The sequence below is a fragment of the Pseudomonas sp. SJZ080 genome, from assembly GCF_007828295.1.
Lineage (GTDB): Bacteria > Pseudomonadota > Gammaproteobacteria > Pseudomonadales > Pseudomonadaceae > Aquipseudomonas > Aquipseudomonas migulae_A.
In genome coordinates this window covers 329,726-350,296 of record NZ_VIUK01000001.1, presented here as the reverse complement: position 1 = coordinate 350,296, position 20,571 = coordinate 329,726, and the positions used below count along the sequence as shown (strand labels likewise).

Annotated in this window: 17 protein-coding genes and 1 riboswitch; of the genes, 4 read left to right on the top strand and 13 right to left on the bottom strand. The window is 60.7% G+C overall.

Annotation, left to right across the window (positions count from 1 at the left end):
* Positions 1-14 precede the first annotated feature (14 nt).
* A complete protein-coding gene (gene asd / locus FBY04_RS01615) occupies positions 15-875 on the top strand; it encodes an archaetidylserine decarboxylase (protein ID WP_008040415.1) in 861 nt (286 codons plus the stop codon).
* 57 nt (positions 876-932) lie between these two features.
* Here asd and FBY04_RS01610 read toward each other — a convergent pair whose 3' ends face one another.
* The gene (locus FBY04_RS01610; RefSeq protein WP_084320918.1) at positions 933-1,334 is read right to left on the bottom strand and encodes a lectin OAA; all 402 of its coding nucleotides are present in this window, start codon (positions 1,332-1,334) and stop codon (positions 933-935) included.
* Between the two features lie 236 nt (positions 1,335-1,570).
* On the opposite strand from FBY04_RS01610, the gene FBY04_RS01605 reads away from it, so the two are divergent.
* Positions 1,571-3,352 carry a molecular chaperone gene (locus tag FBY04_RS01605; RefSeq protein WP_145314335.1) on the top strand — a complete coding sequence of 594 codons (1,782 nt, stop codon included), beginning with the start codon at positions 1,571-1,573 and terminating at the stop codon, positions 3,350-3,352.
* A 137-nt stretch (positions 3,353-3,489) separates the two neighbouring features.
* Here FBY04_RS01605 and serB read toward each other — a convergent pair whose 3' ends face one another.
* Entirely contained in the window at positions 3,490-4,704 is a 1,215-nt protein-coding gene (gene serB / locus FBY04_RS01600) for a phosphoserine phosphatase SerB (RefSeq protein WP_084320920.1), read from the bottom strand.
* 135 nt (positions 4,705-4,839) lie between these two features.
* Here serB and FBY04_RS01595 point away from each other — a divergent pair, with 135 nt between their 5' ends.
* Positions 4,840-6,369, top strand: coding sequence for an AhpA/YtjB family protein (locus FBY04_RS01595; protein WP_145314334.1), 1,530 nt, complete (start codon positions 4,840-4,842; stop codon positions 6,367-6,369).
* A gap of 250 nt (positions 6,370-6,619) precedes the next feature.
* Here the strand turns inward: FBY04_RS01595 and FBY04_RS01590 are convergent, their stop codons facing one another.
* The 9 genes from FBY04_RS01590 to FBY04_RS01545 all read right to left on the bottom strand — a co-directional run bounded on the left by FBY04_RS01590 (position 6,620) and on the right by FBY04_RS01545 (position 16,021).
* A complete protein-coding gene (locus FBY04_RS01590) occupies positions 6,620-7,333 on the bottom strand; it encodes a membrane integrity-associated transporter subunit PqiC (RefSeq protein ID WP_084320922.1) in 714 nt (237 codons plus the stop codon).
* Positions 7,334-7,510: 177 nt separating this feature from the next.
* Positions 7,511-9,778, bottom strand: coding sequence for a DNA topoisomerase IV subunit A (gene parC / locus FBY04_RS01585; RefSeq protein ID WP_084320923.1), 2,268 nt, complete (start codon positions 9,776-9,778; stop codon positions 7,511-7,513).
* A 7-nt stretch (positions 9,779-9,785) separates the two neighbouring features.
* Positions 9,786-10,310: a TIGR02281 family clan AA aspartic protease gene (locus FBY04_RS01580; RefSeq protein WP_145314333.1), complete on the bottom strand. Its 525-nt coding sequence runs from the start codon at positions 10,308-10,310 to the stop codon at positions 9,786-9,788.
* Complete coding sequence (locus FBY04_RS01575; protein ID WP_145314332.1) at positions 10,307-11,296, bottom strand: esterase-like activity of phytase family protein; 990 nt, start codon at positions 11,294-11,296, stop codon at positions 10,307-10,309. The genes FBY04_RS01580 and FBY04_RS01575 overlap by 4 nt, the downstream gene beginning before the upstream one ends.
* A complete protein-coding gene (gene parE, locus FBY04_RS01570) occupies positions 11,296-13,200 on the bottom strand; it encodes a DNA topoisomerase IV subunit B (protein ID WP_084320926.1) in 1,905 nt (634 codons plus the stop codon). The genes FBY04_RS01575 and parE overlap by 1 nt, the downstream gene beginning before the upstream one ends.
* Before the next feature lie 42 nt (positions 13,201-13,242).
* Positions 13,243-13,851 (bottom strand): YqiA/YcfP family alpha/beta fold hydrolase, encoded by a 609-nt coding sequence (locus FBY04_RS01565; protein WP_084320927.1) that lies wholly within the window; start codon positions 13,849-13,851, stop codon positions 13,243-13,245.
* Positions 13,852-14,046: 195 nt separating this feature from the next.
* Positions 14,047-14,862: a 3',5'-cyclic-AMP phosphodiesterase gene (gene cpdA / locus FBY04_RS01555; protein ID WP_145314331.1), complete on the bottom strand. Its 816-nt coding sequence runs from the start codon at positions 14,860-14,862 to the stop codon at positions 14,047-14,049.
* A gap of 98 nt (positions 14,863-14,960) precedes the next feature.
* Positions 14,961-15,413, bottom strand: a complete 453-nt coding sequence (locus tag FBY04_RS01550) for a DUF1249 domain-containing protein (protein ID WP_084320929.1) — start codon at positions 15,411-15,413, stop codon at positions 14,961-14,963.
* On the bottom strand, positions 15,404-16,021 hold the full coding sequence (locus tag FBY04_RS01545; RefSeq protein WP_084320930.1) for an NUDIX domain-containing protein: 618 nt from the start codon (positions 16,019-16,021) through the stop codon (positions 15,404-15,406). The genes FBY04_RS01550 and FBY04_RS01545 overlap by 10 nt, the downstream gene beginning before the upstream one ends.
* 206 nt (positions 16,022-16,227) lie before the next feature.
* Between FBY04_RS01545 and FBY04_RS01540 the strand changes: the two genes are divergently transcribed.
* The gene (locus FBY04_RS01540; RefSeq protein ID WP_084320931.1) at positions 16,228-16,974 is read left to right on the top strand and encodes an RsiV family protein; all 747 of its coding nucleotides are present in this window, start codon (positions 16,228-16,230) and stop codon (positions 16,972-16,974) included.
* On the opposite strand, the gene cytX is transcribed toward FBY04_RS01540, so the two are convergent.
* Complete coding sequence (gene cytX / locus FBY04_RS01535) at positions 16,943-18,235, bottom strand: putative hydroxymethylpyrimidine transporter CytX (RefSeq protein WP_145314330.1); 1,293 nt, start codon at positions 18,233-18,235, stop codon at positions 16,943-16,945. The genes FBY04_RS01540 and cytX overlap by 32 nt on opposite strands.
* Positions 18,236-18,403: 168 nt before the next feature.
* Positions 18,404-20,293 (bottom strand): phosphomethylpyrimidine synthase ThiC, encoded by a 1,890-nt coding sequence (gene thiC / locus FBY04_RS01530; RefSeq protein ID WP_145314329.1) that lies wholly within the window; start codon positions 20,291-20,293, stop codon positions 18,404-18,406.
* A 168-nt stretch (positions 20,294-20,461) separates the two neighbouring features.
* Positions 20,462-20,567, bottom strand: a riboswitch (TPP riboswitch).
* Positions 20,568-20,571: the final 4 nt, after the last annotated feature.

The window sequence follows — 20,571 nt, the reverse complement described above, 5'->3', positions numbered from 1 at the left end:
TTTAAGGACAGTTAATGAATAAGCGTTTGTTTATCCTCAGCCAATACCTGCTGCCCCACCACTTGCTCTCGCGACTGGCCGGCTGCATCGCCGAATGCCGCGTGCGCTGGTTCAAGAATGCGTTCACCGCGTGGTTCGCCAAGCGTTATCAGGTGGACATGTCCCAGGCCCTGGTCGAAGACCTGACCGCCTACGAGCACTTCAACGCATTCTTCACCCGCGCGTTGAAAGACGGCGCTCGTCCGCTGGACGAAACCCCGGGCGCGATCCTCAGCCCGGCCGACGGCGCGGTCAGCCAGCTCGGCCCGATCGAACACGGTCGCGTGTTCCAGGCCAAGGGCCACAGCTTCAGCGTGCTGGAGTTGCTGGGCGGTGACGCGGCCAACGCAGCGCCGTTCATGGGCGGTGATTTCGCGACCATTTACCTGTCGCCGAAGGACTACCACCGCGTGCACATGCCGCTGGCCGGCACATTGCGCGAGATGGTCTACATTCCGGGGCGGATTTTCTCGGTCAACCAGACCACCGCGGAAAACGTTCCAGAATTGTTTGCCCGCAACGAGCGAGTGGCATGCATTTTCGACACCGAGCGCGGCCCGATGGCCGTGGTGCTGGTGGGCGCGATGATCGTCGCATCGATCGAAACCGTTTGGGCTGGCCTGGTGACGCCACCGAAGCGCGAGCTGAAAACCTTCCGCTACGACGAAGCGGCCCGTGCGCCGATCCATCTGGAAAAAGGTGCGGAACTGGGTCGTTTCAAGCTGGGTTCGACGGCTGTTGTGCTGTTCGGCCCTGATCAAGTGCAGTGGGCCGAAGAACTGGCGGCCGGTTCGCCGGTGCAGATGGGCCAGGGCATGGGCCTGCCAAAAGCCTGATCCCCTGATCCGAACCCCACGAACGTCTTCGTGGGGTCGGACATTTCGGTGGTGCCGCTACTCTATCTGCCCGCGAAAGCCGATCGGTCCTTCGTTGGCGTAGGTATTGGTGCCACTGAGGTTTTTCCCTCCATCACTGGATGTCACGCTCAACGCGACAACGTTCTGATTGTCCCGGCCTCCGATGACCCATTTGCCACCCGGATGCCATGGAGCGTCGTTGCCGCCCCACTGATTTTCAACGTTGTACTGGTTTTGGCCCGTGCGCTGAGCCTTGAAGCCAATGGGACCTTCACCTGAGTACGTCATGGTGCCGGTGAAGCTCTTGCCGCCATCGCTCGACTTTATCTCGATCGCGACAACCTTCTGGTTGTCCCGCGCGCCTAGCGTCCAGTCTCCGCCCGGATGCCAGGGTGCAGAACTACCGCCCCATTGATTTGCCACTACGTATCTAGACATAAACTTCATCTCCTTGAAGTTACGAGAGACCTGCCCGGCACAGGCAGCAGGCCGTACGACCGTGCGTATCCAGTCGCACGTCTGTCAGATTAGTAGCACGCCCGAACCTCACTCGGCTGACAGACAAACGGTAGATTTCCGTAGGAGCTGCCGGCGACAGGGGTTCCTCGACAGGCTATTGCTGCTACAGTCAGGTCATTCACTGCCCATTTTCCCGGTTGGAGTTTGTTCACGGCATGAATGAGACCAGTCCTCACCTTTTGCTACGCGCGCCGATCCCTGCACAGTTGCGCCTGTCGTTCTGCGAAGCCACCCCGCGCGACCTCAAGCGCTGGATCGCCGATCTGCCCAAAGCCAATATCGGCGAAACCGCTCGCCAGCTCTATCAAGGCTTGAGCGAGCTGAACCAACTGCTGACGCCCAGCGACAATCGCCTGCAACTGCTCGAGTTACTGCGGCCCGAGGTGTATTACGTCTGCAAGCACCTGGAGCGGCATTTCCTGCACCAATCGATTGTCCTCGACGAGCGCTCGCGCAAGATCGCCAACCTCTGCCAGGCGCTGCAAAGTCATTTGGCGATTGGCTATAAACAGATCGTCGCGCGCATCTCGCCGCGCTTCAGCAAAGACCGCGCACCGCTGCTGGCCCAGGCATTACAGCGGGCGATCCATTGCCTCAACGGATCACTGATCCGCGCCACCGAGCTCTATTGCCCGGTGCCGGAAGGCGTGTGGCTGGAACTGCATCTGCTGTATCGGATCGCCTGCTCCCATCGGCTCCAGCACCTGAACCTGCGCGATGAGCTGGCCAGCCAGACGCAAACCCTGAGCATCGAACAGACGTACGTGGTCGCATTGTTGCTGGGCGCTGCGCGATGCAACCAACTGCGCCAGAACCAGATCGCGCGGCTCGCCGAAGTGCTGGAGCCGTGGAGCAAATTGATCAAGCTGCAGCCGGTATCTGCGGCCGACGGACTGTTTGGCGTCGCACCGGAGCTCGACATCGGGCCGCGTTACCGCTCGAAATTCCGACCTGAGCAGCAGAAGAACCTGCTGGCGCTCGATCCGCTGCCACTGGTCGCAGCCATCGAAGCCCATCTGCAAAAAACCGACAGCCCGGTGCCACTGCCCGTGCCGGCAGGATTGAGTCTGGATACGCTGCAACACCTGAGTGCCGCCTGGGGCCAGGCGGTCGAACGCAGTTTCCAGCGCACGGCCAGTCAAGGCACCTTGACCTTGTGCGTAGGCATGAGCGCGCTGCACTTCTATCTGGGCGGGCAACGCCCGTTCAGCGAGATCCTGAAACATCCCGGTGCCGGCCGCGCGCAGTTCACGGCGATCTCCCTTCGGGAAAAAGACCAATGGCACCATGCCTTCGACGCGGCGCCACTCGGCACCGCTGACGCGTTGCTGCCTTACGAAGAAATCGAATACCCGCAACTTCAGAACGACGACAGTCAAAAAGACTCCGACCGTAACCGTCACTTCCCGACCTACGCCTTGCCGGTGATCAATCACAGCCCGGGCGGTTACTGCCTGGCCTGGCCCGGTGCAGTGCCCGCGGAGTTGCAGGCTGGCGAGATGGTCGGCATCGAGGATACGGCGGGGTCGGGCTGGAGCATCGCCGTGGTGCGCTGGATCCGCCAGGTTCGCGGCGGCGGTACGCAAATGGGTATCGAGCAAGTCGCGCCCTACGCTGAGCCTTGCGGCCTGCAACTGGTGCGCACCCGTGACGACCACAGCCAATACTTGCGTGGCCTGCTACTACCCGCGATCAGTGCGATAGACCTGCCTGCCACCTTGCTCGCGCCGCGCCTGCCCTTTGAGGAAGGCAACAAGGTGCTGATCAACACCAACGGCGAGGAACGCCGGGCCGGGCTGGATCGACGGGTGGCGAGCACCAACAGTTTCAATCAGTTTGCCTATCGCTCGCTGGAGGCTGCCAGAAACGAAAACGCCGCGGGGAGCGGCGTGGTCGGAAACGAGGAGGAATTTGATTCGTTGTGGAAGACGCTTTGAGGGTGGCCCCTTAAGACCGTGTCGCGCCCATCGCGAGCAAGCCCGCTCCCACATTCGACTGTAATCCTTCTGGAAGAACTCGCTCGAATGTGGGAGCGGGCTTGCTCGCGAAGAGGCCTGCTCAAACAACCGGGATTTCAGAGCTGCCCGTCACGATCCCGAAAGCCCAGCAGGTACAGCACGCCATCCAGCCCCAGAGTGGAAATCGCCTGCTTCGCCGACTGCTTGACCAGCGGCTTGGCGCGGAACGCCACCCCCAGCCCGGCAATCGCCAGCATCGGCAAATCGTTGGCACCGTCGCCGACCGCAATGGTCTGCTCCAGACGCAAGCCTTCCTTGTGCGCCAGCTCCTTCAACAGATCCGCCTTGCGCTGCGCATCGACGATCGGCTCGACCGCCACGCCAGTCACTTTGCCATCAACCACTTCCAGCTCATTGGCGAACACGTAGTCGATACCCAATTTCGCCTGCAATTGCTTGGCGAAGTAAGTGAAGCCACCCGACAGAATCGCGGTCTTGTAGCCCAGGCGCTTGAGTTCGGCGAACAGGGTTTCGGCGCCTTCGGTCAGGCGCAGGGAAGCGCCGATCGAATCCAGCACGCTGACGTCCAGACCTTTGAGCAAGGCCAGACGCTCCTTGAAGCTGGCGCGGAAGTCGAGCTCACCGGCCATCGCCCGCTCGGTGATTTCCGAAACCTGGTCACCCACACCCGCGGCCTTGGCCAGTTCGTCGATGACTTCGGCTTCAATCAGCGTCGAGTCCATGTCGAACACCGCCAGACGGCGGTTGCGGCGGAACAGCGAATCTTCCTGGAAGGCGATATCGACGTTCAGTTCCTGGGCGACGCTGAGGAATTCGGCCCGCAGCGCTTGCGGATCAGCCGCTTCGCCACGCACGGAAAACTCGATGCAGCCCTTGCCTTTGTCGGCCGGCGTGTCCAGTGGCATGCGCCCGGACAGACGATCGATGTGGTCGATGTTCAGGCCATATTTGGCGGTGATCGAGCTCACGGCCTGCAATTGCCCGGCAGTCACTTTGCGGGTCAATAGCGTCACGATGTGGCGTTTTTTGCCCTGATTGCCGACCCACTGCTGGTAATCATCTTCGGACACCGGCGTGAAACGCACCTGCTGGTCGAGTTTGTAAGCCGTGAACAGAATGTCCTTGAGCACGGACTTGCCTTGCTCGGTGTCAGGAATTTCAACCAGGATGCCGAACGACAGGGTGTCGTGGATCACCGCCTGACCGATGTCGAGAATGTTCACACCACCCTGGGCCAGAACGCCGGTAATGGCCGCGGTCAGACCTGGACGGTCCTCACCAGTGATGTTTATCAGGACGATTTCGCGCAAGGCGCACCCCCGCAGGTGGAAAAAAACCGCATTCTACCCACTTTCAGTGACCATCGGGCACCGTGAGCGCTTTGACGGTCTAGGGCCTGTCGCTATACTGCGCGTCAACTTCACGGACAAAAGAGCCGAGCTCAAGTGAACCGGCCCACGCCAGTTAAAACCGATAACTTCTTTCTGCTGATCTTCCGTGCACTGCGCCACCGCCGTGTACCGATTGCATTGCGCATCGCCAGCCATAACGTGATCCTGGTCGCTCTGGCCCTGGTGATCTACGCCTGCGTGATGGGTTTGCAGTTCAAGCAGGCCATGCACGAACAGGCGGATGCCCTGGGCGAAAGCCTGACCACGCAGACCGCCACGTCCGCCACGGAGCTGTTGGTGTCCAACGACATCCTCAGCCTCAACGTGTTGCTCAACAACCTGACCAAGAACAAGCTGGTGGCCCACGCCGCCATCTACAGCGTGGATAACCGCATCCTCGCCGAAGCCGGTCAGCGTCCCAAGCACAGCCTGTTGGGCGAAGCCGAGGGCATGTACCAGAGCAAGATCACCTTCCAGGACGTGACCGCCGGGCAACTGCGCATCAGCCTGGACATGGATCAGTTCCAGCAGCCGATGACCATCAGCCTGCAGAGCATGGGCATTTTGAGTGCGATTCTGTTGGCCTTGTCGCTGGCCTTGAGCCTGCGCCTGGGTCGGCACATCTCCACGCCGCTGCTGCAATTGCGTGTGTGGCTGCGCAATATCGATGAATACACCCCGGCAACCGGACGTCAGGACGAAATCGGCGACCTGGCTCGCCAGCTGCACGCCAACTTTGCGCCGGAGCCGGCCGAGCCAGAACCTGAGCCGGAACCCGAGTACGACGAAAGCGATTACGAAGACGCCGCCGACGAGCCGTCCTTCGAAGTGCGCAATCTGCGGGACCCGAGTTTTGATGAAACCAAGCCTGTTGCTGGCCTCAAGCCTGCGCCACGGCACATCGTCAGCACCGTAGAAGATGAGGATGACGATGATGCGTTTGCCGACCTGCGTGACGATTCGGTAACGAGTGCACCGAAGCCAGCGGTCAAACCGCAGGTATCGAACGTGCCGCAACACAGCGCGGTGCTGGCCGTGCAACTGGGTGCTCAGGATCAGCTGCGCCGTCTGCCGCGGGCGCGCCTGGAAGAACTGCTCAAACGCTATCGCGACTGCCTCGACCAGGCCGCGTCGCTCTATGAGGGCGAGCTGCACAGCCTGAACGATGGCAGCACGCTGATGGTGTTCCACACCGAAGACAGTGGCGACGACTACCTGACCAACGCCATCTGCTGCGGCGAGTTGCTGCGTGCGCTGGGCCATCAGTTGCAGATCGAAGTCGCGGACAGCGGCATCACCCTGCAATTGCAACTGGGCCTGACCCTGGGCGACGAGTTGTTCGGCCTGAGCCAGATCGACCTGCTGCTGACCGAAACCGCCCAGGACGCCCTGGCCCTGTCGCAACACAGCCGCAATCTGCTGCTGGTGGAGCGCAAGATCAGTGACGACGCGCTGATTCGCCAGCGTGCGCGGATCCGTCCGATTGCCAGCCCTGAGGGTGCGTGCTGTGTAGAGCGGTTGATGGAGCCTTATCCCTCGATGCTGGAACGGCAACTGGCGCGGATGCATGAGCGTCGGGCGTAAGCCTTAAGCCTGATGTGAAGAAGCCCGCAGATGAGTGATCGTCTGCGGGCTTTTTTGTTGCCTGTCGCGGCCCCATCGCGGGCAAGCCCGCTCCCACAGTTTTAGTGTCATACACCTATCGCGCGAACGACGCGGGATCTGTGGGAGCGGGCTTGCCCGCGAAGGGGCCATCAGTAGCACTGGATCTCTCTAACCTGCAGAAACAACAAAGCCCGCATCATCGCGGGCTTTATGTTGTATCGGTGCGGGCTTAGAAGCGAAACACTTCCATATCGGTGCGGATCGGCGAAGCCATCGGGATCTTCGGCTGCTTTTCCTGTTCGGCCGCCGGTGCCGCAGGCTTGGCAGCCGGTTTCTTTGGCGCTTCCGCAATCGGTGGCTGGTTAGCCAGTGGCTTGAGCGCGGTCGACAGCTGTTCGGCGAGTTTCTGCAACAACACCCCCTGAGCCTGAACCTGCGCGGCAGTGCCGCCGGTGTGTTGTTCCTGCAAGTGAATGATGCGGTTATCGCGAACCTGACCGCGACGGTCGATCAAACGCCATTGAGCATCAAGGATCGCCGGTTGCGATTCACCCGAGTCCAGGCGTGTGATGGTGAGCAACACCTGCACGTCCGGCGTGAAGCCGACCGTTGCCGGTGCCAGCACCACACGCTGACTGTCCAGATGACCCGCGACCTGGCGCAGCAACAGCTGATCGATGTCGGAGGACAGGCTTCCAGCCCAACGACCATCGGTCGAAGCCTGCAAGCTGCCATCCGGCTGACGCTGCAGCAATGTTTCACGTTGCAGATAGTCGGCGACCGTCACCGGGCCGAGCAATACCGCCATGCCCGCGCTTTGCGCAGGCTGAGCCGGACTTCCGCTGTCCAGCTGATACAGCGACACCGGTTGGTGAGTGCTGCAGCCCGCCAGGCCAAGAACGCCGGCGAGCATCAAAATAAAAGGAAGGCGCAGAGCAGTCATCGTCCCATCCAGGTGGTTGCCACAAGGCTAACCACAGTGAAGATACTCAATAAATATGAAGAACGCTCGGCCACGCCGGCGCTTGGAAAGGCCATATCATCCGTGAATATGCGTTCCGACTCCAGCGGCAAAGCGTCGATCTACGCGTTAAATCGCAGATCGAGCGCTCTAGGACGCCTAATTGAGGTTTTCGACGAGCAGCGCATCTACCCTCTGGAAGCCTCGTGGAAGCTTGTTACCACGACGCCCACGCTCACCTTTGTAGTGTTCGAGGTCGTCCGCTTTCAGTGACAAGGTACGTTTTCCTGCCTGCAACACCAAGGTGGCGCCTTCCGGCAGTACAGCGATGTCCGTGACATATTCTTCGCGACTGGCAACACGCTCACCGGAAATACCGATGATCTTATTACCTTTACCTTTACCTAATTGTGGCAGATCGCTGATCTTAAAGATCAGCAGGCGACCTTCGGTGGTCACCGAGGCCAGCCAGTTGTTCTCACGATCCGCCACCGGGCGCGGCAGAATGACCTTCGAGTTGTTCGGCAAGCTCAGCAGCGCCTTACCCGCCTTGTTCTTGGCCTGGAAATCCTCACCCTTGACCACGAAACCGTAACCCGCGTCGGAGGCGATCACGTAGAGCGAATCGTCTTCCGGCATCAGCACGCATTCGAAACTCGCCCCTGGCGGCGGCGTCAGACGACCGGTCAACGGTTCGCCCTGACCGCGGGCCGATGGCAACGTGTGCGCGGCCACCGAATAGCTGCGGCCGGTGGAATCGATAAACACCGCAAACTGGTTGGAACGCCCAGCAGCCAAAGCCTTGAAACCGTCCCCGGCCTTGTAGGAAAGCCCGGTGGCGTCAATTTCGTGCCCCTTGGCGGAGCGTACCCAGCCTTTTTCCGACAACACGACGCTGACTTTCTCGTTCGGCAGCAGATCGTGTTCGGTCAGGGCCTTGGCTTCGGCGCGTTCGACGATTGGCGAACGACGGTCATCGCCGTAGGTTTCGGCGTCTTTGATCAGCTCGGTGCGTACCAGCTTTTTCAACTTGGCTTCGCTGCCCAGCAGGGCTTGCAGCTTGGCTTGTTCCTTGAGCAGTTCATCCTGCTCGGCACGCAGCTTCATTTCTTCCAGTCGCGCCAACTGACGCAAACGGGTGTCGAGAATGTACTCGGCCTGGATTTCGCTCAGAGCGTAACGCGCGATCAGGGCAGCTTTCGGGTGTTCCTCGGTGCGGATGATATGAATCACTTCATCCAGGTTGAGGTAGGCAATCAACAAACCGTCCAACAGGTGCAGGCGACGCTCGACCTTGTCGAGGCGGAATTGCAGGCGACGACGCACGGTCTGTACGCGGAATTCCAACCATTCGACCAGCAATGCTCGCAGGTTTTTCAGCTGCGGCTTGCCGTCCAGGCCGATGATATTGATGTTGACCCGGTAGCTCGACTCCAGCTCGGTACTGGCGAACAGGTGCTGCATCAGCGCGTCGTGGTCAAAATTCTTGCGCGCGCCCGGAATGATTACGATCCGGCACGGGTTTTCGTGGTCGGACTCGTCGCGCAGGTCCGCGATCTGCGGGGCCTTCGACGGCTTGGCCTGCATCATGGCCGCGATCTGTTCCAGCACCTTGGCGCCAGATACCTGATGCGGCAGCGCGGTGACGATGATGTCGCCGTCTTCGATATGGTAAACGGCGCGCATGCGCACCGAGCCGCGACCGGTTTCGTAGATTTTCAGCAGGTCGGCGCGCGGGGTGATGATTTCCGCTTCGGTCGGATAATCCGGGCCCTGGATATGTTCACAGAGCTGTTCGACCGTGGCTTTCGGCTCATCGAGCAAACGCACGCAGGCGGTCGCGACTTCGCGCAGATTGTGCGGCGGTACGTCGGTGGCCATGCCCACGGCGATGCCGGTGGTGCCGTTGAGCAGGATGTTCGGCAAACGTGCCGGCAATACCAGCGGCTCGTCGAGGGTGCCGTCGAAGTTCGGGCCCCAGTCCGCTGTGCCCTGGCCCAGCTCGCTGAGCAGCACTTCGGAATAACGCGACAGCCGCGCTTCGGTGTAACGCATGGCGGCGAAGGACTTGGGATCATCCGGCGCCCCCCAGTTACCCTGGCCGTCGACCAGCGTGTAGCGGTAGCTGAACGGCTGGGCCATCAGGACCATGGCTTCGTAGCAGGCCGAATCGCCATGCGGGTGGAACTTGCCGAGCACGTCACCGACGGTACGCGCCGATTTCTTGTGCTTGGAATCGGCGTCCAGCCCCAACTCGCTCATCGCATAAATGATGCGACGCTGTACCGGTTTCAGGCCGTCGCCGATATGCGGCAAGGCACGGTCCATGATCACGTACATGGAGTAGTTGAGGTAGGCATTTTCGGTGAAGTCAGCCAGTGACCGGCGTTCTACACCGTCCAGGCTGAGATCAAGGGAGTCGCTCATGCGGGCCTCATCGGTTCGTTGTCTGGCGCAGCAGCATGGTGCCACCGCGCTGGGTAAATTCAAGTTTGTTCAGCGCGCTCATACCGAGCAGCACTTGCTTGCCATCCAGGCCTGGTACGACGATGGCGCGCACATCACGCAGCACGATGTCGCCCAGTTGCAGCCGGTCGACGCGGGTTCGATAACCCTCGGTACGACCGTTGGCGGTGCTCAGGGTCACCCCGAAGCCTCGTTCAAGTTTCAGCCGTTCGGCCATTTCTGCCGGGATCGCTACATCGGTTGCCCCGGTATCCAGCATGAAATCCACCGGCTGGCCGTTGATCTGGCCGCTGGCGACGAAGTGCCCCTGGGTGTTGCTGGCCAGTTTCACTTCAATAAAACCTTCGCCCTGTTCCGAGCTGACGACGACATTGGGATTTTGCTGACGCTCCTCCCATTGACCGAAAAACCGTGTCGCCAGAAATAGCGCTGCGCACCAGGCCAGCACCATGAACACCCGACCGGCGCGTTTTCCCGGCGTTTGCGGCGTCATGGTTTGGCACTCCAGCCACCTTCAGGCGCGGCGAAGCGCCAGACGATCGGGCGGTACTCGCCATCGGAACGGGCACCGTCGTTGTTGTCGATGCCGACCCAGGCGCCATCGGCGTCGACGATCAGCGCTTCCGTCAGGCCATAACCCTGTGGATAACGACGGTTCTCCTGCAATGCCTCGTCGGCAAACGACCAACAACGCTCGACCTTCGCGGTCAACGCATCACGGCGGCAAATCTCGAACGCATTGCGCTCAAGGGTAAACAGCTTGCCGTTGAACAATGACAGATCGGCAAAATCCCGCGACACCGCTCTGGCCTTGGGAAATTTCGCCGGCTGCATTTCCATCCCGGCCTCACTCAGCAGCACACAGCCGCCGTCGCAATCCCAGACCGTTTGCTGACGTTTGATCAACAGAAGACCACGGCGCTCACGTTCGGCGGCCAACCACAACTGATCGCCGGCCGGATTGATCGCCAGGCCTTCGAACAATGCGTTGAAGTGCAACAACATGCCGGTGGCCCGGGCTTCGCGAACCAGCATCGGCGAAATCTTCAGCCAGGACGTCGGCCCAACGGGCGGCACTTGCAGCACCGCGGCATGGGACTCGCTGACGATGTAACGATTACCGGCGCTGTCACAGGTGATGCCTTCGAAGTCCAGATCCCCGCCCCGCATGAAAGATGCGGCCCAGGTCCGCGAACGCAGCCCCCACGGCAAACCGCTGTCCGGCACTGGCGGCACACCGATGCGCACGGTTTCAGCCTGCCAGACCGTGTCACCGGTCTCGAGTCGGTAGATCTGATCGTCGTCGCGATCGGAAATGGTCCACAAATCCTTGCCACACTGGGCCAGCCCCGACAGGTTGCCACCGCGCATGCCCACCACGGGATGCTCGGACAACAGGCGCAACTCCGGTGCCGGTTCGGCAAACGCCGAAACAGAGGCCAGAAGTAACGCACACGCCAGGGCAAAGCCAACCCGCATCAGCCAAGAACCTCGGCCAGGTTGCCTTTGGATTCGAGCCAGGATTTGCGATCACCGGCGCGTTTCTTCGCCAGCAACATGTCCATCATTTCCGAAGTCGCTTCGAAATCGTCGAGGGTCAGCTGCACCAGACGCCGGGTGTTCGGGTCCATGGTGGTTTCGCGCAACTGTGGCGGGTTCATTTCACCCAGGCCCTTGAATCGGGTGACCTGCGGTTTGCCGCGTTTCTTCTCGGCTACCAGACGATCGAGGATCCCGTCGCGCTCGGCTTCGTCGAGTGCGTAGTAAATCTCTTTGCCCAGGTCGATGCGGTACAGCGGCGGCATGGCGACGTAAACGTGCCCGGCATCCACCAACGGACGGAAATGCTGGACGAACAAAGCGCACAGCAGCGTAGCGATGTGCAGACCGTCGGAGTCGGCGTCGGCGAGGATGCAGATCTTGCCGTAACGCAGCTGGCTCATGTCCGCCGCGCCCGGATCGACACCGATCGCCACGGCAATGTTGTGCACTTCCTGGCTGGCCAGCACTTCGCTGCCGTCGACTTCCCAGGTGTTCAGAATTTTCCCGCGCAACGGCAGGATCGCTTGAAACTCTTTGTCCCGCGCTTGTTTGGCGGAACCGCCGGCGGAGTCACCTTCCACCAGGAACAGCTCGGAACGCATCGGGTCCTGCCCGGCGCAGTCGGCGAGCTTGCCCGGCAGCGCCGGACCTTGGGTGATGCGTTTGCGCTCGACCTTCTTGCTGGCCTTCAGGCGACGGCCGGCGTTGTTGATCGCCAGTTCCGCCAGGAGCATGCCGGTTTCCGGATTGGCATTGAGCCACAGGCTGAAGGCATCTTTGACCACACCGGACACGAACGCGGCCGCTTCACGGGACGACAGACGCTCTTTGGTCTGGCCGGAGAATTGCGGTTCCTGCATTTTCATCGACAGAACGAAGGCGATACGCTCCCAGACGTCTTCCGGCGCCAGCTTCACGCCGCGTGGCAGCAGGCTGCGGAACTCGCAGAATTCGCGCATGGCGTCGAGCAAGCCCTGGCGCAAGCCATTGACGTGAGTACCGCCCTGGGCCGTCGGGATCAGGTTGACATAGCTTTCCTGCACGCTGTCGCCACCTTCCGGCAACCACAGCAGCGCCCAGTCGACCGCTTCCTTGTTACCGGCCAGGCTGCCGCAGAATGGCTCGTCCGGCAGGCGTTCGAATTCGCTGACCGCGTCGACCAGATAGGAGCGCAGACCGTCTTCGTAATGCCATTCGACTTTCTCGCCGGTGGCCTTGTCTTCAAAACTGACCAGCAGCCCCGGGCACAGAACGGCCTTGGCCTTGAGCACGTGCTTGAGGCGGCTGATGGAGAATTTTGGTGAATCGAAGTACTTCGGGTCCGGTGCGAAGAATACGCTGGTGCCGGTGTTGCGCTTGCCGACGGTGCCGACCACTTCCAGTTCGGTTTTCTTGTAACCGTCAGCGAAAGTCATCTGGTATTCGTTGCCGTCGCGCTTCACGCGCACCCGGACTTCGGTCGACAAGGCGTTGACCACGGAAATACCCACCCCGTGCAGACCGCCGGAGAACTGGTAGTTCTTGTTGGAAAACTTGCCGCCCGCGTGGAGTTTGGTGAGGATCAGCTCGACGCCCGACACACCCTCTTCCGGGTGAATGTCCACCGGCATGCCACGGCCGTCATCGCTGACTTCCAGGGAGTGGTCGGCGTGCAGGATGACCTGCACCGAGGTCGCGTGCCCGGCCAAGGCTTCGTCGACGCTGTTGTCGATGACTTCCTGGGCGAGGTGGTTCGGCCGACTGGTGTCGGTGTACATGCCGGGGCGTTTGCGCACCGGGTCGAGGCCCGAGAGGACTTCGATGGCGTCTGCGTTATAAGAGCTAGCGCTGGGAGTGGCCATGGGGTCTCGTCGTCAAATGTTCTATGAAATAGAGGTGATGGATCACAGTGCTGTGAAATCAATCGCCTGATACAAATCTGCGCCGATGCCGGCAAAACTCAGCATTGCCGGCAATTGCCCGGCAAAACCCTGGAAGCCATGGTCGCCGCCGGCCTGGATGCGCAAGGCACAGGCCCGGTAATACTGCTGGGCGAGGCGATAGTCCAGTGTTTCATCACCGGTCTGCAACCACACCTGATAACGCTGCGGGTCCCGGGGCGCCGGCACTTCCAGCTCGGCCAGGGCCGTCACGTGGTCGTGGGTCAATTCCCAGGCCTCATCGGTATACAGGTTTTTCTGCGTCCCCAGGTGCCCGTCGAACATCCGGTGCGGACTGACGGCAGGGTTGATCAACAGGGCCTTGAGGCCATGGCGCTCGGCCAGGTGAGTCGCATAGTAGCCGCCGAGTGAGCTGCCGACCAGCAGTGGCCGCCCCAGCTCGGCAATCGCCTGCTCCAGCTGACCGATGGCCTCGCGCGGATGGTGATGCAAGGCCGGAACGCGCAGGTGATCGCTCAAGCCCAGGCGCTCCATCACTTCGATCAACTGCGTCGCCTTTTTCGACGAAGGCGCGCTGTTGAAACCGTGGATATATAGGATCGAACCGGACATTTGAACTCCCTGTGCGTCGGGTAAAGAAGGCGGAGTTTACAGGGAGTTGGGGTGTCTGTGCGGACGCCTTCGCGAGCAAGCCCGCTCCCACATTTGATCTCGGCCGTACACTCATCCTGTGTCCACAGAAGATCTAATGTGGGATCGGGCTTGCTCGCGAAGGCCACGACTCGGTCTTACTGAAAGACAAATAAGTCAGTAGCCGTTGGAACCGTAATCGACCTGAAAGTCGAACCCGGTGACGCGCTCCACCCCAGTTTCAATCTGCCCATCCGGCAACAGCCGCAACCAGCGATACCCCGGAGCCTGCTCACCCACCTTGAAATCCTCACTGCCCGGCTCGAACTGAATGCAGGTCGAAGGCGAGGCAATCAGGCGCACACCATTACGCGCTTGATCGATTTCCTGATGCACATGCCCCCAAAGCACGGCGCGCACCTGCGGGAATCGATCCAGCACGGCGAACAGTCCTTCGGGATTACGTAACCCGATCGGCTCCATCCATGCACACCCGATCGACACCGGATGATGGTGGAAGCACACCAGATGATGCCGCTCCGGTGCCTCACTCAGAGAGCGCACCAGCAGTTGCAGCTGCTCATCCTGCAAATACCCCGGCACCGACCCCGGTACCGCCGAGTCGAGCAAGGTGATGCGCCAGTTCCCGATGTCCACCATCGGCTCCAGCAGCGCGCTATGCACTGCGGCCTCGGCCATGATCCGCGGTTCATCGTGATTACCGGGGATCCAGCGTGCCGGCGCATCGAGCTGGCGGGTCAGGTCACGAAACTGCTGGTACGACTCCAGCGTCCCATCCTGGGACAGGTCGCCGCTGGCAATGATCAGATCGATCTGGGGGTGCTGAAGCCTGACCAGCTCGATAACCTTTTGCAGGCTGTCGCGCGTATTCATGCCCAGCAATGTACCGTCGGCCTCGGCAAACAGATGGCTGTCGGACAGTTGCACCAGCAACGCCGAATCGGCGGTGGTCAATGTGGATACGCTCGGCAAGGCGTTCTCCCAGGGCTGAACACGGGATAAGGGGAATGCCGCGATTATGCTGGGGGACGAACAAAAGAGGAAATCCGAGAACCTGACGCAGTTCACACTCAGCGCACAACGGCGTATTCGTGTCCACACGCCAGACAGTGGCTCAGCCATTCACCCAGGAACATATTCAACTGGGCCTTTTCGTCCGGCTGGTGCATCGAAGCGTTGGGGTAAGGATAGATGCCGCGAAAGCGTCGAGCATGTTCGGCGCTGACGACTTCGGCCATGCAGGCGTCGTGGTAGACCTGAACTTCCAGTTGCGGCACCGGCAGCCACGGCAGACTGTGTTCCTGACGCACTTGCAGGGTGGTGGTGTACGGACAGACCTGCAGCACTTCGAGGGCCAGCACGCCGAGCATCTGGTTGCCGTGGGTCACGGCTATGCGCCGCGCCGCCGGTTCGTTGCGCATGTCCGGCAGCAGTCGCATCAGGCGCGCGTAGTTGGCCTCGCAAGAGGCTTGCAGCCCCGCGAGGTCCACCCTATAACGATCGCGCAACTTGTTTACGACCATAACCCCCTCACTTCAACGCGGTTCAATGCCAGCCATTGCAAGGCAATGATGCTGGGCGCGTTGGCAATTCGTCCGTCACGTACGGCTTGTAGCGCGTCTTCGAACGCCCAGACCGTAACGCGGATATCTTCTGCTTCTTCCTCCAGCCCATGCAGGCCGCCGACCCCGGCTGTCTCGCAACGCCCCAGGTACAAGTGCACGAATTCATTGCTGCCGCCCGGCGATGGAAAATATTTGGTGATCGGCCAAAGCGCCCCGAATACAAGCCCAGCTTCCTCCTGCGCCTCGCGGTGAGCAACTTCTTCCGGCACTTCATCCTTGTCGATCAGACCGGCGACCAGTTCGACCAGCCACGGGTTATCGAACTTGCCCATGGCACCGACGCGAAACTGCTCGATCAGCACCACTTCATCGCGCTGCGGATCGTACGGCAGTACGCAGACCGCATCGTGACGAACAAACAGTTCACGATTGATTTCGCGGCTCATGCCCCCGGCGAACAACTCGTGGCGCAAGTGCACACGGTCGAGCTTGTAAAAGCCCTCGTAGCACTTTTCGCGCCGAACGATCTCAACGGCGGTCGGAATGGCGTTGGCAAAATCAGTCATGGCAATCCTCGTATCTGCTCCGAGGCTCCTGCCTCGACTTCGCGCCATCCTAACGCGCCCGCGCTGTTTGATGCAGCCCCTTTCCCGTCAGCGGGATAGACGGTGACGGCTAAACCAACTCTAATTAGCTTAGTGGCGAACTGACTGCTTCGTTGAGAGTCGAAGCGGGTAACTTTTCGCCTTTCCCTGTTTTATGAAGGACGCCCATGTCGCTTTTTAAAATCGCCTCCGTGGCCGCAATCGCCCTGACCCTGGGCGCTTGCCAGAGTCTGTTTCAGCCCAACTACCGGGCGCCGCTGGAAACCACCCGCGATGCCGCAGAAACGCTGAAGCCGGGCTGCACAACTCCCGACTGCCCGCTGGTGAACATCGATACCCTGCGTTTCCCCGCCGAACCCCAGCTGGACGGCATCGTCGAAAAACGCCTGCTGCAAATGACCCGCACCTCGCCCGACGCCCCGGCAGCACCAACGCTGGCGGCCTATCGCGATGAGTTTTTGCGCACCGCCGGCCCACGCTACAGCAGTTACCTGCAAGCGAAAGTACGTGAGCAGCATGACGGCTTGGTGATCGTGGAATTTTCCAGCTACCTGGACACCGGCGGCGCGCATGGCACGCCAGGCCGCAGTTTCATCAACTACTCGCGCCAACAGCATAAAGTGCTGACCTTGTCCGACATGTTGGTGCCGGGGCAGGAAGAGGCGTTCTGGAAAGCGGCGCAGGTGGCGCACAACAGCTGGCTGATCAGCACCAAGCTCGATCAGGAACCGGAGTTCGTGAAGCAGTGGCCGTTCCAGAAAACCCAGAACGTGGCGCTGACCTACGGCGGGGTGATCCTCAAGTACGAAGTGAGCACCATCGCGCCTTACGCGCTGGGCCACGTCGAACTGAAGATCCCTTACCCACGCCTCAATGGCATTCTCAAGCCCGAGCTGTTTCCCGGCCGTAACTGAAGGCCCGGCCCAGCACCAGCTGCAGCAGCCCTGCCAGAATCAACGACGGCAGGGTTGCGCCGATGTCCGGATACAGATTGGCCAGCAAGTGATAGGTGCTCACCCCGCCCAACCAGGCGAGCAACGCCGGCCAGCGCAACGCGGCTGACGCCACTTGAGCAGAACGCTTGCGCAAGATGAAGTGATCCACCAGCACCACGCCGAACAGCGGCGCAAACACCGAACCGATCAACAACAGGAAGTTCTGGTACTGAGCCAGTGGCGCCAGCAAGGCGATCAGGGTGCAGACCACGCCGATGGCCAATGCCAGGTGCTCGACTTTCAAGCGCAACAGAATCCCGCTGGAAACGGCCGCCGAGTGAATGTCGGCAAACGCATTTTCCGATTCATCGAGCAGAATCAGCAACAGCGGAATCCCCAGACCCGCACCCGCCAATGCCAACAGCAAGGCATTCACCTCACCGCTTGGCGCGAACGCCAGGGTGTAGGCCACGCCCAGGCTCATCAGCCAGAAATTACCGATAAAGAAGCCAATCGCCGTACCGCCGAAGACGTTCTTCGCACGCTTGCCGAAACGCGAGTAGTCGGCAATCAGCGGCAGCCACGACAGCGGCATCGCGATAGCAATGTCGAAGCCGACCGCGAATGGCATCGAACCGTCACCGGCCTGCGCCCACAACGCGGCAAGGTCGGCCTTGGCGAACAGGTTCCAGGTCAGCCAGATGCACGCGGCCAGCAACAGCCAGATGCCCCACTTGCGCAGGATCTGCCGTACGAAGGTCAACGGACCGCTGACGGCCAGCAAGGTCGCCAAGGCGCCGAAGAAAAAAGTCCAGAGCAGCGGACTGGTGAACAGACTGCCTTCGCTGAACGCGCGGGCGCCGAGCAGGCTGGCAGCGTCGCGCATCACGATGATTTCGAACGAGCCCCAACCGATCAGTTGCAGCAGGTTCAGCACCGCCGGCAGGTTCGCGCCACGCTTGCCGAGGCTGAGTTTGAGCGCGGCCATGGATGACAGGCCGGTGTCGCTGCCGATCACGCCGACAGCGGCCAGCAGCAGAACGCCAACCAGCGTGCCGAGGAAAATCGCCAGTAGCGAGCCGGACAGGCCCAGGCCTGGCGCGAGCAGAGCGCCGGTCTGCAAAACCATCAGGCCGATGCCGAGGGAAAACCACAGGGAAAACAGATCGCGGCCGCCGAAGACACGTTTTTCGGTCGGCACCGCGATGTCTGGAGAGTAGGTGCTGGGTTGAATGCTCAAGATGTTATCTCAGAGGGATAAGTGTGTCATCGAGAAATTCGGCGCCGGGTCTGACGCCTTCGCGAGCAAGCCCGCTCCCGCATTGGATTTGTGAACGACACAGATCCAATGCGGGAGCGGGCTTGCTCGCGAAGACGGCAGCACAGGCGCCGTCAATCACAGGTCAGATCAAACCTTCTTGTACAGCTGACTGCCTTCCTGCTTGAACCGCTCGGCCTGTTCCGCCAATCCCTGGGCGACTTCGGCGTCGACGGTGTCGATCCGCTGGTTGGCCGCGTATTCACGAACTTCCTGGGTGATTTTCATCGAGCAGAATTTCGGCCCGCACATGGAGCAGAAATGCGCGACCTTGGCCGAATCCTTCGGCAGGGTTTCATCGTGATACGAACGGGCGGTGTCCGGATCGAGGCCGAGGTTGAACTGGTCTTCCCAACGGAATTCGAATCGCGCCTTGCTCAAGGCATTGTCGCGAATCTGCGCGCCCGGATGTCCCTTCGCCAGATCGGCGGCATGCGCGGCGATCTTGTAGGTGATGATCCCGGTCTTCACGTCATCCTTGTTCGGCAGGCCCAAGTGTTCCTTCGGCGTCACGTAGCAAAGCATGGCGCAACCGAACCAGCCGATCATCGCCGCACCGATGCCGGAGGTAATGTGGTCATAGCCCGGCGCGATGTCGGTGGTCAGCGGGCCGAGGGTGTAGAACGGCGCCTCGTCGCAGCACTCGAGCTGCTTGTCCATGTTCTCTTTGATCAACTGCATCGGCACGTGGCCCGGGCCTTCGATCATGCATTGCACGTCGTGCTTCCAGGCAATCTTGGTCAGCTCGCCGAGGGTTTCCAGCTCACCGAATTGCGCGGCGTCGTTGGCGTCGGCAATCGAGCCCGGACGCAGGCCGTCGCCCAGCGAGAAGCTGACGTCGTAGGCCTTCATGATCTCGCAGATGTCTTCGAAATGAGTGTAGAGGAAGTTCTCTTTGTGGTGCGCCAGACACCACTTGGCCATGATCGAGCCGCCGCGGGAAACGATGCCCGTCACGCGTTTGGCGGTCAGCGGCACGTAGCGCAGCAATACGCCGGCGTGGATGGTGAAATAGTCGACGCCCTGCTCGGCCTGTTCGATCAGCGTGTCGCGGAACAGCTCCCAGGTCAGGTCCTCGGCCGCGCCGCCGACTTTTTCCAGTGCCTGATAAATCGGCACGGTACCGATCGGCACCGGCGAGTTGCGGATGATCCACTCGCGGGTTTCGTGAATGTGCTTGCCGGTGGACAGGTCCATGACCGTGTCCGAACCCCAGCGAATGCCCCAGGTCAGTTTCGCCACTTCTTCTTCGATGGACGAGCCCAGTGCGCTGTTGCCGATGTTGCCGTTGATCTTCACCAGGAAGTTACGGCCGATGATCATCGGTTCCAGTTCGGTGTGGTTGATGTTGGCCGGAATGATTGCGCGACCGCGGGCGATCTCGTCACGGACGAATTCGGGGGTTATGATTTTCGGTACGCTGGCGCCGAAGCTGTGACCGGCATGTTGCTGATCCAGCAAGCCGGCGGCGCGGGCCACTTCGAGTTTCATGTTTTCGCGGATGGCGACGTATTCCATCTCGGCGGTGATGATGCCTTTGCGCGCGTAGTGCATCTGGCTGACGTTGGCCCCGGCCTTGGCGCGGCGCGGGTTGTTGACGTGAGCGAAACGCAGCTTGGTCAGCTCGGCATCGGCCAAGCGTTCCTGGCCGAAGTTGGAGCTCAGGCCTGGCAGACGCTCGGTGTCGCCACGAGATTCGATCCACGGGGAACGCACATCGGCCAGGCCTTTGCGTACGTCGATGATGACATTGGGATCGGTGTAAGGACCCGAGGTGTCGTACACCACAACCGGCGCGTTGATCTCGCCGCCGAAGTCGGTCGGGGTCACGTCGAGGCTGATTTCGCGCATCGGCACGAGGATGTCCGGACGAGAGCCCTGGACATAGATTTTTTGCGAGCGGGTAAACGGCTGAACCGACTGTTGATCGACTTGGGCCGAGTCACTCAGGTTCGTAGTGTTTTTTAATTTTATCGTCATCACGGGCTCTCCAGACAGCATCCAGGCAGTGGAATTTTGTCGGAGCGAACCTGTAACGAATGGACGCGACCAATCAGCCATGACAACGCTGTTGGTGCTGTGCTCAGTGCTCGAGGGGTGTTCGATTGTCGAACAACATCCCGGACGAAGCACAAGAGGACTCGCCGGGTGACGAGAAATCTTGTTCCCTACGCAGGCGCTAACCTGATCAGGTTCAACGGGATCCGAAATTATTCGATCTCAGCCTCATAGCAAGGCACCCCGACAAGAACCCGGCC

Bases quoted from the DNA above. Each gene is read 5' to 3' on its own strand.
- asd (WP_008040415.1), top strand. From the start codon at position 15: ATGAATAAGCGTTTGTTTATCCTCAGCCAATACCTGCTGCCCCACCAC.
- FBY04_RS01610 (WP_084320918.1), bottom strand. From the start codon at position 1,334: ATGTCTAGATACGTAGTGGCAAATCAATGGGGCGGTAGTTCTGCACCC.
- FBY04_RS01605 (WP_145314335.1), top strand. From the start codon at position 1,571: ATGAATGAGACCAGTCCTCACCTTTTGCTACGCGCGCCGATCCCTGCA.
- FBY04_RS01590 (WP_084320922.1), bottom strand. From the start codon at position 7,333: ATGACTGCTCTGCGCCTTCCTTTTATTTTGATGCTCGCCGGCGTTCTT.
- parC (WP_084320923.1), bottom strand. From the start codon at position 9,778: ATGAGCGACTCCCTTGATCTCAGCCTGGACGGTGTAGAACGCCGGTCA.
- FBY04_RS01580 (WP_145314333.1), bottom strand. From the start codon at position 10,310: ATGACGCCGCAAACGCCGGGAAAACGCGCCGGTCGGGTGTTCATGGTG.
- FBY04_RS01575 (WP_145314332.1), bottom strand. From the start codon at position 11,296: ATGCGGGTTGGCTTTGCCCTGGCGTGTGCGTTACTTCTGGCCTCTGTT.
- parE (WP_084320926.1), bottom strand. From the start codon at position 13,200: ATGGCCACTCCCAGCGCTAGCTCTTATAACGCAGACGCCATCGAAGTC.
- FBY04_RS01565 (WP_084320927.1), bottom strand. From the start codon at position 13,851: ATGTCCGGTTCGATCCTATATATCCACGGTTTCAACAGCGCGCCTTCG.
- FBY04_RS01550 (WP_084320929.1), bottom strand. From the start codon at position 15,413: ATGGTCGTAAACAAGTTGCGCGATCGTTATAGGGTGGACCTCGCGGGG.
- FBY04_RS01545 (WP_084320930.1), bottom strand. From the start codon at position 16,021: ATGACTGATTTTGCCAACGCCATTCCGACCGCCGTTGAGATCGTTCGG.
- FBY04_RS01540 (WP_084320931.1), top strand. From the start codon at position 16,228: ATGTCGCTTTTTAAAATCGCCTCCGTGGCCGCAATCGCCCTGACCCTG.
- thiC (WP_145314329.1), bottom strand. From the start codon at position 20,293: ATGACGATAAAATTAAAAAACACTACGAACCTGAGTGACTCGGCCCAA.